Origin of the sequence: Acidovorax sp. KKS102 (assembly GCF_000302535.1) — a bacterium.
Classification (GTDB): domain Bacteria; phylum Pseudomonadota; class Gammaproteobacteria; order Burkholderiales; family Burkholderiaceae_C; genus Acidovorax.
The window spans coordinates 4,970,402-4,988,545 of sequence record NC_018708.1; the positions used below are offsets into that span (position 1 = coordinate 4,970,402).

Genomic DNA, 18,144 nt, shown 5'->3' on the forward strand with positions numbered 1-18,144 from the left:
AAAAACACTCATGCTCCGGTAGCCATGAATGGGCTGTATATCTTTCAACCCTTGGTTGAAAATACTGCTCATGCAGCCCCTCAGCCACCTCGAATCGTTTGTGCAGTCCGCCCAGTCGGGCAGCTTTTCGGCCGCCGCACGGCTCATGGGCCTGACGCCCGCCGCCGTGAGCAAGAACGTGGCGCGGCTGGAGGCCAGCCTGGGCGTGCGGCTGTTCCAGCGCAGCACGCGCAGCCTTACGCTGACCGAGGGCGGGCAGCGCCTGCTGGCGCAAGTGGGCCCGCCCCTCACCGCCCTGGCCGATGCGGTGGACCACGCGGCCGAGGCCGAGCAGCAGCCGGCGGGCACGCTCAAGGTCAGCATGGGCCAGGCCTTTGGCCGGGCGTACCTGGTGCCGCTGCTCACCGAGTTCTTGCGACGCTACCCGGCCATCCAGCCCGACTGGCGCTTTGAGAACCGGCAGGTGGATTTGATCGGCGAGGGCTTTGACGCCGGCATTGGCGGCGGCCTGAACCTGAACCCCGACATGGTGGCGCGCACGCTGGGCCCCATCCACCTGGTGGTCGTGGCCGCGCCTGCGCTGCTGCAGGGCCGCAAGCGGGCGCCGCGCCACCCGTCGGACCTGGCGCAGTGGGATGGCATTGCCCGGCGCAACATCCGCACCGGGCGCATCAACGTCACCACGCTGCGCAACAAGGCCGGCGATGCGGCTCCCGTGGAGCTGCGCCCGCGCGTTGTGTTCGACGACCCCGAGGCCATGTGCCAGGCCGCGCTGATGGGCCTGGGCCTGGCCGTGCTGCCCATGCCGTTTGCGCAGCCCTGGCTGGCGCGGGGCGACCTGGTGCGGGTGCTGCCCGGCTGGTGGGCCGATGCAGGGCCGACCTCGCTGTACTACCCCAGCAAGAAGCTGCTGCCCGCACGCACCCGGGTGTTTGTGGACTTTGTGCTGGAGCAGTTCAGCACGCGCGGCTTTGCGCAAAGGGTGCGCGGGGACTGACGGGCACAGCATGGGGCCCGAGCCACGGCAGCGCGGTGGCAATAATGGGCCTTTGCAACCGCTCTGGACCACATCCATGCCCCAACACATCGGTATCGTGGGCTGCTCCGCCGAAGGCGCTGCCCTGTGTTACCGCACCCTGTGCGCCGAAGGCGCTGCACTGCTGGGCCACCCGCATGCGCACCCCGAGGTGACGCTGCACACACCGTCGCTGGCCGACTATGTGGACTGCCTGGACCGGAATGACCTGCAAGGCGTGGCCGACCTGATGCTGGCCTCCGCCCACAAGCTGGCCCGTGCAGGCGCCGATTTTCTGATCTGCCCCGACAACACCATCCACCAGGCGATGGACCGCGTGCTGCCCCACTCGCCGCTGCCCTGGCTGCACATTGCCGAGGTGGTGGCGGCCGAGGCGGCAGCGCGCGGGCACCGGCGCCTGGCCCTCACCGGCACACGCTGGCTGGTGGACAGCAGCGTGTACCCCGGTGCGCTGCAGGCCCAGGGCCTGCAATGGGTGCGCCCCACCGAGGCCGAGCGCAGCGAGATCAACCGCATCATCATGGACGAGCTCGTGCCCGGCATCATTCGCCCTGAGGGCGTGGCCCTGTTCCAGCAGATCATCGCCCGCATGCAGCGCGAGGAAGGCTGCGATGCCGTGGTGCTGGGCTGCACCGAGATCCCGCTGATCCTGAGCGACGCCAACTCCCCGCTGCCCACACTGGACTCCACCCGCCTGCTGGCCCGTGCGGCGCTGCGCCGGGCCGTGCAGGTTGACTGAACGCAATTACTTGAGCCGCTGCGCCACCACGGCATCCAGCGACGCCATGAAGGCCTCCACGGCCCGCGTGTAGGCGCTTTCCAGGCCCAGCTGCGCGTTGATCTCGCCGTGGGTCAGCTCCTGCGGCAGCACCTCGGCGCGGCCGCCCAGGTCGCGCACGCGGCGCGCCATGCCCTGGGCCTGCAGGCAGGGGTGGTCGGGGCGCTCGGTGGAGCAGACAAACTGGAACGGCGGCACCGGGCCCGACAGCGCGTGGTACGGCGACACCGCCGCCCAGAACAACGGGTTGGCGCCCATTACCTCGTCATAGAACGGGTAGTGCGGCGCGGTCATCACCACCGGCACATTGAGCGCCGCACTGTCCAGCGACACGGTGCCCAGCCAGGGCCAGGCCCCTTCGCGCTGTGCCAGGGTGGGCGATGCATTGATGAGCGACACCAGGTGCGCGCCCGCCGAATGTCCCATCAGGATGAACCGCGATGCATCGGCGCCCCAGCTGGCAGCACGGCTTTGGGCGGCGGCCAGTGCCACGGCCACGTCCTGCGCCTCCTGCAGCACGTTCACCGCGGGGTACAGGCGGTAGTTCACCGAGATGAACACAAAGCCCTTGGGCACCCAGCGCGCCACCTTCTCCTGTACCACACGGGACATGGCCTTGTCGCCCGTGCGCCAGGCGCCGCCATGCACCATGAAGATCACCGGCGCGCGTGTGCCGCTGGCCACCGCAGCGCTGCTGGCGGCACCGCCAGCGGCGGGCAGGTAGACATCCATGCGTTGCAGCGGGTCCGCACCATAGGGCACATCGGCCACGCGCTGCACACCGGCGGGCAAGGCCGCAGCGGTGTCGCGCAACTGGGCAAAGGGCCCCAGCCCCCGCAGCTGGGCGTGGGCGGGTGGGGTCATCAGCACAGCGGCCAGCGCACACAGCGCTGCGCCCAGGCCCGTGCGCAGGGAGGCGAACGCGGAGAGTGGGGTGGAAGGACGGGACATGCGGGATCTCCTGGCTCAATGAATGGAAGGTGATGGATCAGGGCCGCGCGGGGCAGACCATCGGGGCGCCGCTGGCGTCAAAGCAGCTGGCGCTGCGGGTGTGACCGGTATCGGCGTTGTAGCTACTACTGGTCTGCACGCTGTTGCCGGTGGCTGCGCTGGTGGCTGTGGTGGTGCGGCCCTGGGTCACGCTGCCGTCGGCGCTGCGCGTGGCGGCGCCCGTGCTCTGCAGCGTGGCCCGGTCGCCCTGGGCGGCCATGGCGCTGCTGTGGCTGGCCGAGCCATCGGCATTCCTTGCGCTCTGGCCCTGGCGCACAGCGGTGGCGCCGTTGGGGCCCACCACGGCGGCGCCGCTGCGCACGCTGCCGTGGCCCTGGCCGTCGGTGGTCACGCTGCGGCCGCGCAGCACGCCCCCACCGCCCGGCGCGGCGCGGACCACGGCGGTGCGGGCGGTGGTGCTGCCATCGGCGTTGTGCTCCACCGTGTGGCGGCTGCGTGCGCTGGCATCGCTGGCTGCCAGAAGCAACAGTGCCGCCACGGCCAAGGCGGCCAGCAGCATGGCGCGGCAGGTGGCAACGGGGGCGGGAGGTGTCGGGACGGAAGGGTACATGGCGGTCGGCTCCTTGCAACAGATCAGAGGGTGCGAAGCAGCAGGGTGCTGCGATGAGCTGAACTATGGCCGCCAGGTATGAGCCAGTTGTGGCGCCCGCTGCACGATGTATGACAAAGCATGACAAACCACCGGCACGTGTCATGCGTTGTCATGCACCGGATCACCTGCCCGCGCTGGCACCCGGTGTTTTCGGCCCTACCATTGGCACGCAGCCTCGGCTGCACCCACCCGCTGCCACACCCACACACCGCCCCATGACGGAAGCCCTGGCCAAGATCCTGGTCGCCGATGACGAACCCGACCTGCGTGCGCTGCTGCAGCGCTACCTGAGCGACCAGGGCTACAGCGTGCGCACGGTGGAGGGCGCCGGGCCGCTGGATGTGCTGCTGCAGCGCGAGCGCTTTGATGTGCTGGTGCTCGACGTGATGATGCCGGGCGAGGATGGCCTGTCGATCTGCCGCCGCCTGCGCGCGCAGGGCGAGACCATTCCCATCCTGATGCTCACGGCCAGGGGCGACCCCGTGGACCGCATCGTGGGCCTGGAGATGGGCGCCGACGACTACCTGCCCAAACCCTTCAACCCGCGCGAGCTGCTGGCCCGCATCCAGGCCATGGTGCGCCGCCAGCGCCTGCTGGGTGCACACACCGGGCCGCGCCAGACGGGCGGGCGCATCGATTTTGGCGCGTTCACGCTGTGGCTGGATGAGCGCCGGCTGGAACGCCACGGGGGCGCCGACGGCGACAGCGCCCAGGACGTGCCCCTGACCACGGGCGAATTCGCGCTGCTGCAGGCGCTGGCACAGCAACCGCACCGGCCCCTGGGCCGTGACCGGCTCATCGCACTGGCCTATGGCCCCGACCACACCGCCACCGACCGCAGCATCGACGTGCAGGTGATGCGCCTGCGCAAGCTCATCGAGGCCGACCCCGCACAGCCGCGCCATATCCGCACCGTGTGGGGCGTGGGCTATGTATTTGTGCCCGATGGCGCAGCGCCCGGCGGCGGGGGCAAGCCATGACGCCCGCCCCCACGCCCCAGGCCACCCGAGGCTGGTGGCCGCGCAGCCTGCTGGGCCGCAACCTGCTGCTGATGGCGGCGCTGATCGTGCTGGGCCAGCTGGTGGCGGCCATGCTGGTGCGGCAGATGATCTTTCAGCCCCGCGTGGCGCAGGTGGCCGATGGCGTAGCGCGCAACGTGGGCGCGTTGCGCGCGGGGCTGCAGGCGCTGCCCCCGGCAGAGCGGGCCGCATTCGTCGAGGCCTTCAACCAGCAGGCGGTGCGGTCGCTCCCACCCGTAGCGGCGGAGAGCACCGTTCGGCGTGCGCTGCTGTCGCCCATGGAGCGGCAGTTTGTGCAGGCGGTGTCGCGCCGCCTGGGGGCTGAGGATGCGGCAACATCAGCATCACAGCCATCACAACCCGTATGGCGCCGCGACAGCACCGGCGTGCTGGCCCTGCGTGTGGTGCACCAGGGGCCGGAGGGGGCGGAGACCTATTGGCTGAACCTGCCCAGCGTGTTCCCCACGCGCGAATTCACCGGCGCCTGGCTGGCCGCCACGCTGGCCAGCATGCTGCTGGCGCTGCTGGGGGCCTGGTGGCTGCAGCGGCACATCAACCGCCCGCTGGCCCAGGTGGTGGCGGCGGCCCGGCAGCTGGCGCAGGGCCAGACCCCTGCGCCGCTGCCCGAGGACGGCCCCGAAGAAATCGCCACCGTGGGCCGCAGCTTCAACCACATGGCGCACAGCCTGGCCGCAGCCGAGCAGGAGCGCGCGCTGATGCTGGCCGGTGTGTCGCACGACCTGCGCACCCCGCTGACCAAGCTGCGCCTGGGCGTGGAGATTGCCGGTGCGCAGGTGGATGCGCCCCTGGCCGCGAGCATGGCGCGCAGCATCGACGAGATGGACGGCATCGTGGGCCAGTTTCTGCAGTTTGCGCGCAGCGGTGAGGCAGAGGCGCCCACCACGGCATCGCTCAACGACCTGGCCCAGGCCGTGGCCGAGGCGCAGGCCGACCATGGACGCACCGTGCGGCTGGCGCTGGGCACCCTGCCCGACGTGCCGGTGCGCCCCCAGGCCCTGCGCCGCGCGCTGGACAACCTGGTGGAAAACGCCTGGCGCCACGGCACACCGCCGGTGCTGCTGCGCACGGGGGCCGATGCTGACGGCGTGTGGCTGGAAGTGCAGGACCAGGGCCCGGGCATCGCCCCGGCAGAGCTGGACCGCATCCGCCAGCCCTTTGCGCGCGGCGATGGCGCGGCGCGTTCGGGCGCGCCGGGGGCGGGGCTGGGCCTGGCCATTGTGGAGCGCGTGGCGCGCAGCCACGGCGGGCGGCTGGAGCTGCACAGCGCGCCGGGCGCTGGGCTGCGGGCGCGACTGGTGCTACCTTTCGGCGGACGGGCCTGAGGCCGCCGGGCGCGCCCAGGGCACGCTGCGCACTGAAAATTCAGCCAAAAGTGCCGTAAGCGCTAGTGCAATATGCGGTGACAGCTCTCAAATCAATAGCAACTCAGTGAATCCGGCAGGCCCTCAGGCCACCGGCATCTTCAGCTTGCGGTACAGCGTCTGGCGGCTGATGCCCAGTTGGCGCGCCGCCTGCGACATGTTGCCGCGCGCGGCCTGCAGCGCCTGGTCGATGGCGGCCTGGGACAGCTGCTGCAGGCTCAGGCTGGCGGGCAGGCCGTCCACACCGACGCCCGCTGCGGCATCGCTGCGCGGGCTGGTGGGCACCGCCGTCAGCGCCTGCACCAGGTCGTCCGGCATGTGCTCCCAGCCCAGGGTGTCTTCGCCCTCGGCCAGCATGGCGCAGGCGGTGCGCAGCACATTGGCCAGCTGGCGCAGGTTGCCGGGCCAGGGGTAGGCGGCCAGGCGGGCCAGCAGGTCGGGCGCCACCTGCACCTCAAAACCCAGCCCCTGTTCCGTCGCCAGGTCGGCCAGCAGGCGCTGCAGCAGCGCCACAAAGTCGCTGCGCTCGCGCAGTGCGGGCAGCTGCACCGTGAGGCCGTTGATGCGGTAGTACAGGTCTTGCCGAAAGCGCCCCTGTTCCGCCGCCTGCATGAGCTGGTTGTGCGTGGCGCAGACGAGTGCAAAGTCCACCGGCACGGCCTTGCTGGCCCCCACGGGCGTCACGCTGCGCTCCTGCAGCACGCGCAGCAGGCGGGTCTGCAGGGCCAGCGGCATGTCGCCAATTTCATCGAGAAACAGCGTGCCACCATGGGCCTCGCGCAGGCGGCCCAGGTGGCCCTCCTTGCGCGCACCGGTGAAGGCACCGGCCACATGGCCGAAGAGTTCGGATTCGATGAGGTGCTCGGGAATGGCTGCGCAGTTGATGGCCACAAACGGCGCATCGCGGCGCGGGCCGCTGGCATGCAGCGCACGCGCAAACACCTCCTTGCCCACGCCCGACTCGCCCTGCACCAGCACCGCAATCGGCTTGCCCACCACGCGGCGGGCCTTGTCGGCGGCGGTGCGCCAGCGGGCGTCGCCGGTGTCCAACTGGGCCAGTGCGTCTTGCTGGGGCACTGCGGCGGCCATAGCGGCGGGCCGTGTGGGGGTGGCAACCCAGGCGGCGTCCATCTGCACCTGGGCAAACAGCAAGGCGCCCTGCAGTGTGCGCAAGGCCTGCGGCTGCTGGGGGCGGCGCTTGTGGTGCGAGAGCAGGTCATCCAGCCGCACGTCCAGCACCCGCTCCAGCAAGGTGGCGCCCACATCGCCCGCGTGCAGGCCCAGCTGCGCCAGGGCCACGCGGTTGGCTCCCACGATCCAGCCGTCGGCCGACACGGCCACGATGCCCTCGGCCACGCTGCCAATGCCCTCGGGCGCGCTGTGCAGGTGCAGCCGGATGTTGCGTTTGCAGGCGGCCGCCAGCAGGCGGTTTTCGATCATGCGGGCGGCCGTGCTGACCAGGCCCAGCGCATGGGCGTGGCCATTGCGGTAGTCGCCCGAGATGTCGAGGATGCCCAGCAGCTCGCCGGTGGCCGAGAGGATGGGTGAGGCCGCGCAGGTGAGAAAGTTGTTGCGCTCCAGAAAATGCTCGCCGCCGTGCACCTCCACCGCGCAGGCCTCGGCCAGTGCCGTGCCGATGGCGTTGGTGCCCCGGTGCGCCTCGTGCCACGAGGCGCCGCTGGTCAGTGCCACGCGCTGGGCCTTGTCCACAAAGTGCGGGTCGCCCAGCGTGTGCATCAGCATGCCGCGCCGGTCGGCCAGCACCACCACGCTCTGGCTGTGGCGCACTTGCTCGAACAGGTATTCCATCACCGGCCGCGAATGCGCCAGCAGCTCGGGGTTGCTGGCCAGCACCTGGCGCAGCGTGCCGCTGCTGGGGTGGTCGATGGCGGGGGGCCGCCCGGTGGGCAGCAGGCCGGCCGCCATGCTGCGCGACCAAGAGCGCGCCAGGCGCTCGTCCACCAGGCCGCTGGGGCACTGGCCAGAGTCCAGCAGGTGCTGGCGGGCCTGTCGCAAGGCGACGGGGGAGGTGTTGGGGCGCACGCTTTGTCTCCGTGCGGGCTCAGGGCGGCCCGCTTGTGGTGTGTGGACCAGTATGGCGGGCTCCACGGCGCGGGGCAAGGGTGTGGGCGCAAGCGGGGCGCCAACTGTTCCATTTCGTGACAGGTGTCGCGACCCGGGACACCCGGGCGCGGGCGGCTGCGACAGGTATCCGCACTGGACGGCCGAAAAAAGCCAATGAAATCAACACTTCGCGGGCCGTGGCCCGCTGGCATGTGTTTTGAGTAAGGGGTTGGCATCGGACAGGCGCTACAGAGGCCACCCGATGCACACAACCATCGCAGGAGACAACACCATGACCGTTTACGCAGCCCCCGGCGCCGCTGGCGCCAAGATCACCTACAAGCCCCGTTACGACAACTTCATCGGCGGCAAATTCGTGCCCCCCGTCAAGGGCCAGTACTTTGACGTCATCACGCCGGTGAGCGGCAAGGTCTACACCCAGGCCGCGCGCTCCACCGCCGAAGACATCGAACTGGCACTGGACGCCGCCCACGCCGCAGCCGACAGCTGGGGCAAGACCGATGCCGCCACGCGCGCCAACATCCTGCTCAAGATCGCCAACCGCATCGAAGAAAACCTGGAGCGCCTGGCCTACGCCGAAACCGTGGACAACGGCAAGGCCATCCGCGAGACGCTGAACGCCGACATTCCGCTCACCGTGGACCACTTCCGCTACTTTGCGGGCTGCGTGCGTGCGCAAGAAGGCGCCCTCTCCAACATCGACGAGAACACCGTGGCGTATCACATCCAGGAGCCGCTGGGCGTGGTGGGCCAGATCATTCCGTGGAACTTCCCCATCCTGATGGCCGCGTGGAAGCTGGCGCCCGCGCTGGGTGCTGGCAACTGTGTGGTGCTCAAGCCCGCAGAGTCCACGCCGATTTCCATCCTCATCCTGGTCGAGCTGATCGCCGACCTGCTGCCGCCCGGCGTGCTCAACATCGTCAACGGCTACGGCCGCGAGGCCGGCATGCCGCTGGCGCAGAGCAAGCGCATTGCAAAAATAGCGTTCACCGGCTCCACCAGCACCGGCCGCGTGATTGCGCAGGCCGCTGCCAACAACCTGATCCCCGCCACGCTGGAGCTGGGCGGCAAGAGCCCCAACATCTTCTTTGCCGACGTGATGGACAAGGACGATGCGTTTCTGGACAAGGCGATTGAAGGTCTGGTGCTGTTTGCGTTCAACCAGGGCGAGGTCTGCACCTGCCCATCGCGCGCACTCATTCAGGAATCGATCTACGACAAGTTCATGGAACGTGTCTTGAAGCGCGTGGCCGCCATCAAGCACCAGAACCCGCTGGACACCGACAGCATGATGGGCGCGCAGGCATCGAAGGAACAGCTCACCAAGATCCTGAGCTACCTCGACCTGGGCAAGCAGGAGGGCGCCGAAGTGCTGGCTGGCGGCGGCCAGGCCCACCTGGGCGGTGACCTGGAAGGCGGCTACTACGTGCAGCCCACGCTGTTCAAGGGCCACAACAAGATGCGCATCTTCCAGGAAGAAATCTTCGGCCCCGTGCTGGCCGTGACCACCTTCAAGGACGAGGCCGAAGCGCTCGCCATTGCCAACGACACGCTGTACGGCCTGGGCGCCGGCGTGTGGAGCCGCAACGGCAACGTGGCCTACCGCATGGGCCGCGCGATCAAGGCCGGGCGCGTGTGGACCAACTGCTACCACGCGTACCCTGCGCACGCAGCGTTTGGCGGCTACAAGGAGTCGGGCATCGGGCGTGAGACGCACAAGATGATGTTGGACCATTATCAGCAAACGAAGAACCTGCTGGTTAGCTACAGCGAAAACAAGCTCGGCTTCTTCTGATCTGGGGTGGCGGTCCAAAAACCGCCCCTGGCGTCGTTGCTCCGTCTTGCCGTGGCGCTGCCACTGTCTGCGACGGAGACGCCTGGCCAGGGACGGTTTGTGGACCGCTGGAAACGTTTCTACGGATGCGGCTCGTTGTTCCAACTGGCCGCGTTTTTGCATTGCACGCTGGAGACAACCATGGTCGAAAAAGTCACCGCCACCCCCGCCGCACTGGAGCTGGTGGCCTTTCTGCAAACCAAGCACGGCCCCGATTTGATGTTCCATCAATCGGGCGGCTGCTGCGACAACAGCGCAGCCAACTGCTACCTGCCGGGTGAGATCACGATGGGTGCGGGCGATGTGTATCTGGGCGACATCGGCGGTTGCCCGTTCTACATCGGGCGCGCGCAGTATGAGACCTGGAAACACACGCAGCTCATCATCGATGTGATCGAAGGCACGGGCGGCACGTTTTCGCTGGAGGGGCCGGAGGGCAAGGCCTTCCACACGCGCTCGCGGGTGTTCACCGACGCGGAGCTGGCCGAGCTGGGCATTGCACCCGGGCCTGCGGCGTGAACGCCGGGGGCTGTACAGCCCTCCATGACGCCCCTTCATGCCCGCTCCAGCGCATATCGGGTCATTCTGGCCGGTAGCGCTAGTGCAATATGCCGCCGCAGCTATTGAATTCGTAGCGCGCCTGCGGCCGTGCGCCCGCCGCCATCGTCGCCGAGGCGGAACACCGACACCACCTGCACCAGGTCTTCGGCCTGGTTCTTGAGGCTGCTGGCAGCGGCGGCCATCTCCTCGACCAGCGCCGCGTTCTGCTGGGTCACCTGGTCCATCTGCGTCACGGCCTCGCCCACCTGGGCCACGCCCAGCGATTGTTCGTGGCTCGCGGCGCTGATCTCGCCCACGATGTCGGTCACGCGGCGGATGGCGCCCACCACCTCGCTCATCGTGGCGCCGGCGCGGTCCACCAGGGCGCTGCCATGGGCCACGCGCTCCACGCTGGCGCTGATGAGCGTCTTGATCTCGCGCGCGGCCTCGGCACTGCGCCCGGCCAGGCTGCGCACCTCGCTGGCCACCACCGCAAAGCCCCGGCCTTGCTCGCCTGCGCGGGCGGCTTCCACGGCCGCGTTGAGCGCGAGGATGTTGGTCTGGAACGCGATGGAGTCGATCACACCGATGATGTCGGAGATCTTCTGCGACGAGGCGTTGATGCCGTGCATGGTGTCCACCACCTGCGCCACCACTTCACCGCCCTGCACGGCCACCGTGCTGGCATTGGCGGCCAGCTGGCTCGCCTGCTGGGCGCTGTCGGCGTTCTGGCGCACGGTGGCGTTGAGCTGCTCCATCGACGCGGCGGTCTCTTCCAGCGCGCTGGCCTGGCTTTCGGTGCGGGCCGACAGGTCGGTGTTGCCCTGGGCAATCTGCACGCTGGCCGTGGCCACACTCTCGGAGCCACTGCGCACGTTGCGCACCACCTGCGTGAGCTGTGCGCGCATCTGCTGCAAGGCCTCCAGCAACTGGCCCACCTCGTTGGTGCCATGGGCAATGGGGGCCCCGCTCAGGTCGCCCTGCGCCACGGCGCGTGACAGCGCCACAGCCTGCGACAGCGGCCCGGTCATGGAGCGCACGAACACCAGCGCCATCGCACTGGTGGCCGACAGCGTGAGCACCAGGGCCAGCGCCACCCACAGCAGGTTGCGCTGCAGCCCTGCCACGCGCGCCTGCAGCGCCTGGTCGAGGCTGGCCATCGACAGGTTGTTGAGCGCGTTCAGCGCCTCGATGGTGCGGGTGAACGCGTCGAAGTAATCCTTGGACGGCAGCTGCAGCTCGGTAGCGTTGAGGATGTCGCGCTCCACCATCTGCAGCGACTGCTGGATCTGCCCTTGCACGGCCTGCGCGCTGCTGCCCAGCGCACGCTGCAGCTCAGCATTGCCCTGCAAGGCGCGGTCCAGCCCGCGGAAGGTGTCGCCCTGCAGCTCGGCCACGCGCTGCTGCAGCACCAGCAGCTGGCCCTTGCCCTGGGGCGTCAACTCGCGCTTGCCCAAGGCGCTGGCGCCCTGGGCGCGCAGCATGCCCAGCTTTTCGCCCAGCATGGGGGCCTGCGCCAGCGAGGCCTGCACCAGCGCGTGGGTGTCGGCCTCGGGGTCGATCTGCAGGCCATAGGCATGCACCAGCGACTCATTGAGCTGCAGCAGCGTTGCGATGAGCTGGGTGTGCTGCGCGGTGCTTTGCGCCTGTTCGATGCTGCGCGCGGCCACGGCCTGCTCCAGGGTGCGCCAGGTCTGCTGCGCCTGGGTCCAGGCCGCCATTTGCGCGGCGGGCACCTTGGCGGCGGCAAAGCGGGCGCTCACGTCGTCCAGCGCGGTGTTGAGCGCATCACGCGCGGCGGGGCGGCGCGCGGCCAGCGACTCGTCGCCCCCCAGCATGCCCACCGACAGACCCCGGTGCACCTGCATGCGCTGCACCAGCAGCGTGAGCGCCTGGGCGGGGGCCACGCCCTGCGCCTCCAGGCGCGCGTGGTCGATGGCGTGGAGGGAGTCGCGCACCACCAGATATGTGGGCAGGGCGCTCATCATGAGCCCGATGGTCCCCAGGATGAGGAATTTTTCGAGCAGGTTCAACCGGTGAAGCAATGACATGGCAATGGACGCAGGCCACACGGCGTGCGCTTTAGAGTAGGCCCCAGGGGCGGGTGTCGGCTCCGCCGACTGGAGGGCGGCCCCTGTAAACCTGAGGACGATCGCATGGGGAAATCGTCCACCGGCACCGAGGGCCAAACGGAATGGTTCTCAATGTAGGGACGCGTTTGCAGTAGGGTTTTGACTCAGGTCAAGTGACGCAGAGCTTCGCCCACGCGGCCGCATCGCGAGCGCTGGGCTGCGTTCGGAGGCGGGTGGAGGCTGCGGCCACCGGGGCGCTGGAGAATAATGAACGCCTCCCCATCCTTTGGAGCCCCGGCATGCACTCAACCACCCTGCGCTTCCTGGCGTCCCAGACCACGCTGCCCCAGGCAGGCCGCATCCCCGGCGGCACGGTGCTGCGCTGGGTGGACGAAACCGGGTTTGCCTGCGCCAGCGCCTGGGCCAAGGGCGCCTGCATCACCGAGTTTGTGGGCGGCGCCCACTTTGTGCGCGCCATCCGCCCGGGGGACCTGGTGGAGGTGCACGCGCGCCTGGCCTACACCACCGACACCAGCATGTGCCTGGCCGTGGAAGTGCGCAGCGGCGCCGTGCACGGCGCACCGCTGGAGGACGTGGTGCACTGCGTGGCCGTGTACACCGCCGTGGATGCCAGCGACCAGCCGCGCACCGTGGACAAGTGGAGCCCCGAGACCCCCGGTGACATTGCGCTGGCCCAGCGCGTGAAGGCGCACATCGACGCAGCGCGCGCGGCGCAATGAGCGGCGCTGCACAGGCCGCATCCGCCACCAGCCCGCTGCGTGCGCGCGACCTGCTCGCGGCGCTGGTGGTGGTGATCCTCTGGGGCGTGAACTTTGTGGCGATGAAGTGGGGACTGCGCAGCTTCAGCCCCTTCCAGCTGGGTGCCGCGCGCTACCTGTGCGCTGCCCTGCCGCTGGTGCTGCTGGTGCGCCCACCGCGCATGCACTGGCGCTGGGTGCTGCTGTTCGGGCTGTTCCAGGGCGTGGGGCAGTTCGGCTTTTTGTTCATGGGGCTCAAGGTGGGCATGACGGCCGGGCTGGCGAGCGTGCTGCTGCAGACCCAGGTGTTCTTCACGGCGCTCCTGGGCTTTGCGCTGTTGCGCGAGCGGCCGGGGCTGCCGCTGCGCGTGGGCATGGGGCTGGCCGCACTGGGGCTGGTGTGTTTTGCGATGAACTATGTGGGCCCGGGCTCCGGCGTGGGGGTGGCGGCGGCCACCACGCTGGCGGGCCTGCTGCTCACGCTGTGTGGCGCGGCGATGTGGGCGTCGTCCAACATCGTGGCGCGGCTGGCGCAGCAGCACAGCCCGGGGTTTGACCCCTTGGCCTTTGTGATCTGGAGCAGCCTGGTGCCGGTGCTGCCGTTCATGGCGCTGTCCGCCCTGTTCGACCCTGACGCCGCGCGTTGGCTGCAGTGGCAGACGCTGGCCAACGTGCCGCTGCTGTCATGGGCGGCGGTGGCCTACCTGGGCTGGGCCGCCACCATCGTGGGCTACGCGCTGTGGACCAACCTGCTGCAGCGCTACCCCGCCAACCGCGTTGCGCCCTTTAGTTTGGCGGTGCCAGTGGTGGGCCTTACCGCAGGCTGGCTGCTGCTGGACGAGGGCGTGGCGCCCTGGCAGTGGGCAGGCATTGCGCTGGTGGTGGCCGCGCTGGCCTGTGTGGTGCTGGGGCCCCGGCTACAAGCCAAAATGGCCGGTAGCGCTAGTTGAACATGCCCCAACAGCTATCAACTAGATAGCAAACTGCCGCGGCATCGGCTACAGCAACCGGCGCCGCGCAAAGCGCACCACGGTCACTCCGGCACGTGCTTGGCGCACCGAGGGCATGACCAGCACGCAGTCGTCGTACGGGGTGACCACCGGCACGCCGTCGTTGTCGCCAATCACCGTGCCCGCCTTCTCGAACACTTCCAGGCCCGTGTACGGCGCCACAAACCGGAAGGCGCTGCTGGTGGCGACCACGGGGCCGGTCACCTCCAGCGCCCACTGGCGCGGTGCATCGGGCAGGCGCCAGCCGGGTAGCTGCTGCGCCAGTGCGTCGGCGCTCAGGGCGCCAGACTGTTCGATGAAGCGCACGCACTGGTCCTGCGCCACAGCGCGGCTGGCCGGGTCGCCATGGAAGCCACATTCGATGAGCAGCGAGCGCGTGCCGTTGTCGTCCAGGTCGCCAAACCGGCCGTAGTCGCGCATGCGCACGCCGTCCTTGTGGCCGGCGTCCACCACGATGTGCTCGGGCGAGCGCATGGCGCGCGCCAGCGCCAGGTTGCGCGGCTGGATGCCGGTGAGCAGCAGCGGCGCCGAGGGCTCGTGCATGGAATGGATGTCGAGCAGCCAGTCGGCCTGCGCCACCCACGGGCGCAGCGCGGCGGCGCGGCGGCGCTCGTTGGTGTCGGCCGCATCGATGCGCTCGTCGAGCCACTGGCGGTTGAGGTCTTCGTCGGTGAAGCGCGAGGCGTCGTGGTTGCCGGGGTCAAACCGGTCGAAGGCGTCGAGGTTGCAGAACGCAAGCGTGAGCGTGCCCTGCTGCGGGCGCACACCGGCGTCGAGCAGGCCTTTGAGCGCCCAGGCGCCGCACAGCTCGTTGCCATGCACCAGGGCGCTGATCATCACGTGGCGGCCAGGCCGGCCCGAGTCGAAGTGCCATACGCCTTCGGTGCCGGTGTTGCCGGCACGCCAGGCGCTGATGTCGGGGGCAGGCAGCGCAAACACCAGGGGTTGCACGGACGTGGGAGAGAGGGGGCTGGTGCTCATTCTTCGATCTTGGCGAATTCAACAATCTTCTTGTACTTGGCCACTTCCGTGACCAGGAACTGGTCGATGTTCACGGTGGGCGAGGCCACGGTGGAGCCGCTGGCCTCCATCTTCTTGCGGAAGTCTGGCGATTGCAGGCTGTCGGACAGCGCCTTCTTGAGCTTGTCGGTCACCGGCTTGGGCAGGTTGGCAGGGCCCATGAGCGCGAACCACACGCTGATGTCCACGTTCTTGTACTGCGGCGACTCGGCCAGCGCGGGGATGTCGGGCGTGGTGGCAGAGCGCTTGGCCTCGGTGGTGCCCAGCGCAATCACCTTGCCGCTCTTGATGTGCGGCAGGCCGCTGGAGAGCACGAACACGCCGTACTCCAGGTTGTTGCCCATGAGGTCGCTGGTGAGCGGTGCCACGCCCCGGTAGGGGATGTGCGTCATGAACAGCTTGCCCTGCTCCTTCACGGCCTCGCCCGCCAGGTGCAGCGCCGTGCCCACGCCCGAGCTGCCGTAGCTGAACTTGCCCGGGTTCTTGGACACCTTCTGCGTGAACTCCGCCATGTTCTTGACGCCCGCGCTGGTGGAGGCCACCAGCACCAGCGGCTGGGAGGCAATGAGGCCGATGGCGGTGAAGTCCTTGATGTCGTACTTGACCTTTTTGGTCACGAGCTTGTTGATGGCGATCTCGTTGTTGGCGCCCACCAGCAGGGTGTAGCCGTCGGGTGCCGCGTTGACGACCTTCTGCGCGCCGATCGCGCCACCGGCACCGCCCAGGTTCTCGATCACGACTGGCACGCCGAGCTTGTTGCCCAGCTCGGTGGCCACGGTGCGTGCGGTCAGGTCAGTGCTGCCGCCGGGCGGGTAGCCCACCACGATGGTGATGGGCTTGCTGGGGTAGGCGTCTTGTGCGATGGCAGGGGCAGCAAGGACGGCCAGGCCGCACAGCAGTGCAACACGGCGCAGGGGATGGACGGTGGTCATGGCGGAACTCCTTGGCAAAGAGGGACTATGTGGGGCGGGTTGGGTATGGACTGGATTGTGAAAAGTCCGCCGCTGGGCGTTGGTGCTAAAACAGCACGATGTCGTGCCGATTCAAGATACGTGGCACGGGGAAACCCGCAGGCCACTTTCAGTCAGCGTCGGCGTATCAGCGCTGCGCCAGTGCCTTCCACAGCGCCTCGGCCAACGGCCCCAAGCGGCGCTTGGGGCGGTACAGGCGCACGTCAAAACGCACCTCCATGCGGGCGTCTCCCGCGAGTGCCAGCCGCTGGGCCTTGCAGTCGGCAAACACCATGGACCAGGGCAGCCAGGCAACGCCCAGACCTTTTTGCACGTATTCGTAGTGGGCGTCGGCCGAGTCGCACTCCACCACGCGCTGCAGCCGGGGTGCATGGGGGTTGTGCGCCAGGTGGTCTTCCACCAGCCGCCCCAGGGCCAGCTGGGGGGCGTAGGCCAGGTAGGGCACCCGCGTAGCGTCGGGCCCGAACCGGTGCAGCGCCTGCCCCTGTGCCGTGGCACGCGACACGGGCACCAGCCGGTCGGAGGCGACCGTCAGGTGCGTGAACTGGCGTGCATCGAGCCGGATGGCCAGTGTGGGGTGGTGGTACACGAGCGAGAAGTCGGCCTCGTTGCGCTCCAGCATGCCGACCGTGTCGGCCAGGGCCCGGGTGCGAATGCACAGCTCGCCGCCCTGCAAAATGGGCTGCAGGCGCACCAGCCAGTCGGCCACCACAGTGCGCGCCAAGGTGCGGCCCGTGGCCAGGGTCACGGTGCGGGCCTGGCGCCCGGCCAAACTTTGCAGCTCTTCGTGCGACTGCGTGAGGTTGCGCACCATTTGCCCGGCGGTGTCCAGAAAACTTTGACCGGCGGGTGTGAGGGTGACGGGGCCTCCGCCCCGCTCCACCAGCGGCGTGCCCGCCCAGGCCTCCAGCGCGCGGATGCGGCGGCCAAACGCGGGGTGGGTGACATGCCGCAGCTCGGCGGCACGGGTGAAGCTGCGCTCCTGCGCCAGCACGATGAAGTCTTCCAGCCATTTCAACTGCATCGTCGGCTCCTGGAGGGGCGGCTGTCAGGCGGGTGGCAATTTATAGCGCGAGGGTCACGCCAGCACCGTCAGGGGGCTGCGCACGACCGTCGGGGGTGATGGGGAACTCAGCCCCGTGCGGCTTCCAGCACGCCCCGGGTGCGTGTGGCTTCGGCACGCGCAGCCGCAGCAAAGTCCTCGCCTTTGGACGCGTAAAGAATGGCCCGCGACGAGTTCACGATGATCGGCCCGTCGTTGCGCAGCCCGGCGCGCACGGTCGCGGCAGCGTCACCGCCCTGGGCGCCCACACCGGGGATCAGCAGCGGCAGCGTGGGCGCGATGGCGCGCACGCGCTCGATCTCTTGCGGGTAGGTGGCGCCCACCACCAGGCCGAGCTGGCCGTTCTTGTTCCAGGGGCCTTGCGCCAGGCGCGCCACATGTTCGTACAGGAGCGGCTGGCCCTCGACGCTGGCCAGGCGCTGGGTCTGCAGATCGTCACCACCAGGGTTGGACGTGCGGCAGAGCAAAAACGCGCCCTTGCCGTGGTACGCCAGATAGGGCTCGATGGAGTCGAAGCCCATGAAGGGCGACAGCGTGACGGCATCAGCGCCGTAGCGCTCGAAGGCCTCCTTGGCGTACTGCTCGGCGGTGGAGCCGATGTCGCCGCGCTTGGCGTCCAGGATCACCGGCACCTGCGGCGCGTTGGCGCGCATGTGCTGCATCAGGCGTTCGAGCTGGTCCTCGGCACCGTGCGCGGCAAAGTAGGCGATCTGCGGCTTGAAGGCACACACCAGGTCGGCCGTGGCGTCCACGATGGCGGCGCAAAAGTCATAGATCTTGCGCGGGTCGCCCTGCATGCCCGCAGGGAAGCGGGTGGGTTCGGGGTCCAGGCCCACGCACAGCAGGGAGTTGTTCTGCGCCGTGGCGTCGCGCAGCATGTCGGTGAAGTTCATGGGGCGTGATTTTAGGTGGGTGGCATCAAACACCGTGTGGAGCAGCGGTGTGTTGCTCTCGCAGTCAAAAAAAAGGGCAC

Annotated in this window: 16 protein-coding genes; 8 read left to right on the forward strand and 8 right to left on the reverse strand. The window is 69.0% G+C overall.

The features are described from left to right. Positions 1-70: 70 nt before the first annotated feature. Positions 71-997 (forward strand): LysR family transcriptional regulator, encoded by a 927-nt coding sequence (locus tag C380_RS22885; protein WP_015016216.1) that lies wholly within the window; start codon positions 71-73, stop codon positions 995-997. 76 nt (positions 998-1,073) lie between these two features. After that, entirely contained in the window at positions 1,074-1,775 is a 702-nt protein-coding gene (locus C380_RS22890; RefSeq protein WP_015016217.1) for an aspartate/glutamate racemase family protein, read from the forward strand. Between the two features lie 6 nt (positions 1,776-1,781). Here C380_RS22890 and C380_RS22895 read toward each other — a convergent pair whose 3' ends face one another. Further along, positions 1,782-2,765 (reverse strand): alpha/beta hydrolase, encoded by a 984-nt coding sequence (locus C380_RS22895; protein ID WP_015016218.1) that lies wholly within the window; start codon positions 2,763-2,765, stop codon positions 1,782-1,784. Between the two features lie 37 nt (positions 2,766-2,802). Beyond that, positions 2,803-3,375 (reverse strand): hypothetical protein, encoded by a 573-nt coding sequence (locus C380_RS25380; RefSeq protein ID WP_015016219.1) that lies wholly within the window; start codon positions 3,373-3,375, stop codon positions 2,803-2,805. Positions 3,376-3,632: 257 nt separating this feature from the next. On the opposite strand from C380_RS25380, the gene ompR reads away from it, so the two are divergent. Together ompR and C380_RS22910 are read left to right on the forward strand one after the other, a co-directional pair. After that, a complete protein-coding gene (ompR, locus tag C380_RS22905) occupies positions 3,633-4,397 on the forward strand; it encodes a two-component system response regulator OmpR (RefSeq protein ID WP_015016220.1) in 765 nt (254 codons plus the stop codon). Further along, complete coding sequence (locus C380_RS22910; RefSeq protein WP_015016221.1) at positions 4,394-5,779, forward strand: ATP-binding protein; 1,386 nt, start codon at positions 4,394-4,396, stop codon at positions 5,777-5,779. Before ompR ends, C380_RS22910 begins: the two co-directional genes overlap by 4 nt. Before the next feature lie 123 nt (positions 5,780-5,902). On the opposite strand, the gene C380_RS22915 is transcribed toward C380_RS22910, so the two are convergent. Continuing rightward, positions 5,903-7,861, reverse strand: coding sequence for a sigma-54-dependent Fis family transcriptional regulator (locus tag C380_RS22915; protein WP_015016222.1), 1,959 nt, complete (start codon positions 7,859-7,861; stop codon positions 5,903-5,905). Between the two features lie 313 nt (positions 7,862-8,174). Between C380_RS22915 and C380_RS22920 the strand changes: the two genes are divergently transcribed. Both C380_RS22920 and C380_RS22925 read left to right on the forward strand, forming a co-directional pair. Next, complete coding sequence (locus C380_RS22920) at positions 8,175-9,698, forward strand: aldehyde dehydrogenase family protein (RefSeq protein ID WP_015016223.1); 1,524 nt, start codon at positions 8,175-8,177, stop codon at positions 9,696-9,698. Between the two features lie 180 nt (positions 9,699-9,878). Further along, positions 9,879-10,256: a DUF779 domain-containing protein gene (locus C380_RS22925; protein ID WP_015016224.1), complete on the forward strand. Its 378-nt coding sequence runs from the start codon at positions 9,879-9,881 to the stop codon at positions 10,254-10,256. A 101-nt stretch (positions 10,257-10,357) separates the two neighbouring features. On the opposite strand, the gene C380_RS22930 is transcribed toward C380_RS22925, so the two are convergent. Beyond that, on the reverse strand, positions 10,358-12,328 hold the full coding sequence (locus C380_RS22930; RefSeq protein ID WP_015016225.1) for a methyl-accepting chemotaxis protein: 1,971 nt from the start codon (positions 12,326-12,328) through the stop codon (positions 10,358-10,360). A gap of 320 nt (positions 12,329-12,648) precedes the next feature. Between C380_RS22930 and C380_RS22935 the strand changes: the two genes are divergently transcribed. Next, positions 12,649-13,089: an acyl-CoA thioesterase gene (locus tag C380_RS22935; protein ID WP_015016226.1), complete on the forward strand. Its 441-nt coding sequence runs from the start codon at positions 12,649-12,651 to the stop codon at positions 13,087-13,089. Further along, positions 13,086-14,057, forward strand: a complete 972-nt coding sequence (locus tag C380_RS22940; RefSeq protein WP_015016227.1) for an EamA family transporter — start codon at positions 13,086-13,088, stop codon at positions 14,055-14,057. Before C380_RS22935 ends, C380_RS22940 begins: the two co-directional genes overlap by 4 nt. Positions 14,058-14,105: 48 nt before the next feature. On the opposite strand, the gene C380_RS22945 is transcribed toward C380_RS22940, so the two are convergent. The 4 genes from C380_RS22945 to pyrF form a co-directional block, all read right to left on the reverse strand. Further along, positions 14,106-15,098 carry a succinylglutamate desuccinylase/aspartoacylase family protein gene (locus C380_RS22945; RefSeq protein WP_015016228.1) on the reverse strand — a complete coding sequence of 331 codons (993 nt, stop codon included), beginning with the start codon at positions 15,096-15,098 and terminating at the stop codon, positions 14,106-14,108. After that, positions 15,095-16,069, reverse strand: a complete 975-nt coding sequence (locus C380_RS22950) for a tripartite tricarboxylate transporter substrate binding protein (protein ID WP_015016229.1) — start codon at positions 16,067-16,069, stop codon at positions 15,095-15,097. The genes C380_RS22945 and C380_RS22950 overlap by 4 nt, the downstream gene beginning before the upstream one ends. A gap of 166 nt (positions 16,070-16,235) precedes the next feature. Further along, a complete protein-coding gene (locus tag C380_RS22955; protein ID WP_015016230.1) occupies positions 16,236-17,132 on the reverse strand; it encodes a LysR family transcriptional regulator in 897 nt (298 codons plus the stop codon). A gap of 107 nt (positions 17,133-17,239) precedes the next feature. Then, on the reverse strand, positions 17,240-18,064 hold the full coding sequence (pyrF, locus tag C380_RS22960) for an orotidine-5'-phosphate decarboxylase (RefSeq protein ID WP_015016231.1): 825 nt from the start codon (positions 18,062-18,064) through the stop codon (positions 17,240-17,242). Positions 18,065-18,144 lie beyond the last annotated feature (80 nt).

Excerpts from the sequence above, each read along its gene's own strand:
- C380_RS22885 (WP_015016216.1), top strand. The coding sequence starts at position 71 with ATGCAGCCCCTCAGCCACCTCGAATCGTTTGTGCAGTCCGCCCAGTCG.
- C380_RS22890 (WP_015016217.1), top strand. The coding sequence starts at position 1,074 with ATGCCCCAACACATCGGTATCGTGGGCTGCTCCGCCGAAGGCGCTGCC.
- C380_RS22895 (WP_015016218.1), bottom strand. The coding sequence starts at position 2,765 with ATGTCCCGTCCTTCCACCCCACTCTCCGCGTTCGCCTCCCTGCGCACG.
- C380_RS25380 (WP_015016219.1), bottom strand. The coding sequence starts at position 3,375 with ATGTACCCTTCCGTCCCGACACCTCCCGCCCCCGTTGCCACCTGCCGC.
- ompR (WP_015016220.1), top strand. The coding sequence starts at position 3,633 with ATGACGGAAGCCCTGGCCAAGATCCTGGTCGCCGATGACGAACCCGAC.
- C380_RS22910 (WP_015016221.1), top strand. The coding sequence starts at position 4,394 with ATGACGCCCGCCCCCACGCCCCAGGCCACCCGAGGCTGGTGGCCGCGC.
- C380_RS22920 (WP_015016223.1), top strand. The coding sequence starts at position 8,175 with ATGACCGTTTACGCAGCCCCCGGCGCCGCTGGCGCCAAGATCACCTAC.
- C380_RS22925 (WP_015016224.1), top strand. The coding sequence starts at position 9,879 with ATGGTCGAAAAAGTCACCGCCACCCCCGCCGCACTGGAGCTGGTGGCC.
- C380_RS22930 (WP_015016225.1), bottom strand. The coding sequence starts at position 12,328 with ATGTCATTGCTTCACCGGTTGAACCTGCTCGAAAAATTCCTCATCCTG.
- C380_RS22935 (WP_015016226.1), top strand. The coding sequence starts at position 12,649 with ATGCACTCAACCACCCTGCGCTTCCTGGCGTCCCAGACCACGCTGCCC.
- C380_RS22940 (WP_015016227.1), top strand. The coding sequence starts at position 13,086 with ATGAGCGGCGCTGCACAGGCCGCATCCGCCACCAGCCCGCTGCGTGCG.
- C380_RS22945 (WP_015016228.1), bottom strand. The coding sequence starts at position 15,098 with ATGAGCACCAGCCCCCTCTCTCCCACGTCCGTGCAACCCCTGGTGTTT.
- C380_RS22950 (WP_015016229.1), bottom strand. The coding sequence starts at position 16,069 with ATGACCACCGTCCATCCCCTGCGCCGTGTTGCACTGCTGTGCGGCCTG.
- C380_RS22955 (WP_015016230.1), bottom strand. The coding sequence starts at position 17,132 with ATGCAGTTGAAATGGCTGGAAGACTTCATCGTGCTGGCGCAGGAGCGC.
- pyrF (WP_015016231.1), bottom strand. The coding sequence starts at position 18,064 with ATGAACTTCACCGACATGCTGCGCGACGCCACGGCGCAGAACAACTCC.